Annotated in this window: 2 protein-coding genes; one reads left to right on the top strand and one right to left on the bottom strand. The window is 55.6% G+C overall.

Going from position 1 to position 2,777, the window contains the following annotated elements:
- Positions 1 to 48 precede the first annotated feature (48 nt).
- Positions 49 to 1,344, bottom strand: coding sequence for a hypothetical protein (locus K309_RS38835; RefSeq protein WP_198030916.1), 1,296 nt, complete (start codon positions 1,342 to 1,344; stop codon positions 49 to 51).
- 109 nt (positions 1,345 to 1,453) lie between these two features.
- Here K309_RS38835 and K309_RS44260 point away from each other — a divergent pair, with 109 nt between their 5' ends.
- Positions 1,454 to 2,368 carry a helix-turn-helix transcriptional regulator gene (locus K309_RS44260; RefSeq protein WP_051320770.1) on the top strand — a complete coding sequence of 305 codons (915 nt, stop codon included), beginning with the start codon at positions 1,454 to 1,456 and terminating at the stop codon, positions 2,366 to 2,368.
- Positions 2,369 to 2,777: the final 409 nt, after the last annotated feature.

The raw sequence follows: 2,777 nt of genomic DNA, 5'->3' as shown, positions 1-2,777 counted from the left end.
GCCGCCTGAGAACCGGCCACGATCAACCTTCGTACACCAGATTTGACTTTATCTCAACCAGGCTTCTACCGAAGCAATGAGCTCTTTAGAGAACTGGTCGGGTGGCGGCTCAAAAGGCGTGATTTCACCATCGTCGGCCTCGGGCTCGGCATCATCTGCGCGGCGCTCCAGCAGCAGCGAAAATGCAGTGTTCAGATCGTAGACCTTCGGCCATTCCGGAGGATAAAAGCTGGCAATGCAGTGGTCAGCGCTCTCCGTTAGTGTCCTAGTGGAAAGTGCCAGGATTTGCGGGAACAGCTTCGTTTCAAGGTCCGGAAGACCGGATGGGCGGCGCGCCCGGAAGACTGCACGCTGGGATTCGAGAAACTGCTCGGGAGCGACGGTAATGTCGTTCACCAATTTGGAACGGATGATGCCCGCGCTTTGCAGCGTCTTCAGTAATTGCGCTAGGTCCTGTCTCGTCTTGGATTCGTCGGCGTTGAGGAGTGCTTCCCGAACTGCCTCCTCCATCCGCTGGTCCTCGCTCTGCCGCCCGCGGACGTGAGTACGAGCCTCATCCAGCTTTCCAGCCATCTCTTTGGTCCAGTTGACCGAACCAGGTGCACGGTAGGCCTGGAGGAGACGGTCTCGTATGAGTTGCCGATGCTCAATGGATAGCTTGCGCGCACGCTTTGCAATTTCCAGCGCCGCTTCAAACCGACCGCGCTGGACCAGCAGGTCCAGCATCTTCTCCATTAACTCCTGCGAGTCTTCTGGAGAAAGGTCCAGCATACCCAGGTAGACCAAATACCCTTCGGCTGTGGGACGATAACGATAGACGTCTTCCAGATCGGGCTCGTAGGTCACCAAGCGGAAGCGAATCGACTTGGTTGCCATCTGACTGGCGTCGAAGAAATCGAAGCTGAATTCCCGGTATGCATTGGCCTTGTTATCGAGGGTGTCCAATATCACCTCAGCGACGCGACCGCATTGCCCTGGCGTGAGCCCTGGCTTCATCTCCTGCGCAACGTACGACGCGTGATGAAGTACCTCCGCCTGAGTGCAACCCATATTCATCGTTGTCCCCTCCATCATGAAGTCCAAGGTGGAGAGCGCTAGATAGTGGGTGTCGACGCCTGCGAACAGCGGGTTGTCTCCATTGGCATCGGTACCAATGCGCAGCTTGTTCAGCTCAAGCTGAAACAGGGGACGTAGGAGGAGGAGATTGCGCTGCTGCCTGGTTAAGTCGAGCAGGCTGGGGCTTAGGGCATCAAGATTTGCCTGCGCATCTGACTGTTCGAGCGTTTTCTCGAGCGCCGTATCAAGCACGTTGACGCCTATCTTTTCCCGACTTTCATCGGACAAGACCAAGGCTGCGGCCGGGAGAAAGGGTTCATGGGCGTTTAGCATATAATTAGTATACGCATAAAAACTAGACGCGTAAAGAAATTATGCGTGATATACACTTAGGGCTATGCGCCCTTCCCATACCCAAATCCCCGATGCCAGGCCGACCAGAGGGGCTCCCAAGTGGAGCCAGGAGCGCCGACTTGAGTTCATCGACTTTCGTCTGCGCTGGGACGGCAAGTTAAACCGCAGCGACTTGGTGGACTTCTTCGGGATCTCGACGCCTCAAGCGTCTCTCGATATCGCACGGTACACGGAGATAGCCCCAGAGAATCTCGAGTACGACCGCAGTGGCCGTATTTATCTTGCCGCGGGGACGTTCAAGCCAGTCTTCCCTGCGACGCAGCCGGCCCGCTATCTCAATGACTTGTTGGCTGCGACTTCCGGTCTGTTGGGGAGCGAGTCCAGTTTCATTGGCTGGAGCCCTTCGATTGCGACAACCCCTATTCCTGGGCGGATCATGTCCGCGGACACTTTGGCTGTCCTGCTGAGGGCGATACGGGGCGGATATGCCTTGCGTGTTACTTACCAGTCGATGACTCGACCGGAGCCGACCGAGAGAGTGCTATCCCCGCACGCGCTTGCCCACAACGGCTTTCGCTGGCATGTGAGAGCGTTCTGTCACTCCCGTGGCCAATTCCGCGACTTTGTCATTGCTCGAATCCTGAGCATAGGGGACATTGAGCCAACAGTGACGTCGCAATCCGATGACAAAGAGTGGCAAACGATAATAAAGCTTGTGCTGGCCCCCAATCCAGGCCTATCGGGCGCGCACCAACGGGTTATCGAGCTTGACTATGGAATGGAAAACGGTGAAGTCATACTCGTATGTCGACAGGCTTTACTGTTCTATCTACTGAGGAACCTTGGGCTCGATGAGAGGCGGGAGAAGAGGCCTCAAGCTCAGCAAATTGTCCTTAGGAACGCGGATGAGGTTGCCCGCTATCTTTCGGAATCTGCCGAGCCGTTGGCACCGAGTTGAGGTCTCCCCAGCGCCTTGAGCTTGCTGGAATGTTGGCGAACTTTCGGCGCAGAAATTGGTACGCCAGCTCAATTCTTAGTTCATGGCGACGCTGCAGCCTTGATCGAGAACACGGAAGCTCTTCGTAAAGACGAGGTGAACTCACAGCCGTGCGCACATGCATCAATTGCGGATTCCGGCTTTAGCGTTGAAGCGAAACCGTGGAATTAGGGGATCTATTCGTTGCACTCTCCGGGATAATGTACCATGCTGAAATTCCAACGAGACGGAGAAACAGGATGGCCACATACAAGCAACTGCTGGCAGAAAAGGAAAAGCTCGAAGCTCAATTGGCGGAAGTGCGAGCGACCGAAGGAGATAAAGTCAAATCTGGTGTACGAAGGTTGATCGTGGCCGGTTCTCAGGCGGC

Origin of the sequence: Cupriavidus phytohabitans, assembly GCF_000426345.1 — a bacterium.
Lineage (GTDB): Bacteria > Pseudomonadota > Gammaproteobacteria > Burkholderiales > Burkholderiaceae > Cupriavidus.
This window is presented reverse-complemented; position numbering and strand designations above follow the sequence as displayed.

Bases quoted from the DNA above. Each gene is read 5' to 3' on its own strand.
- K309_RS44260 (WP_051320770.1), top strand. From the start codon at position 1,454: ATGCGCCCTTCCCATACCCAAATCCCCGATGCCAGGCCGACCAGAGGG.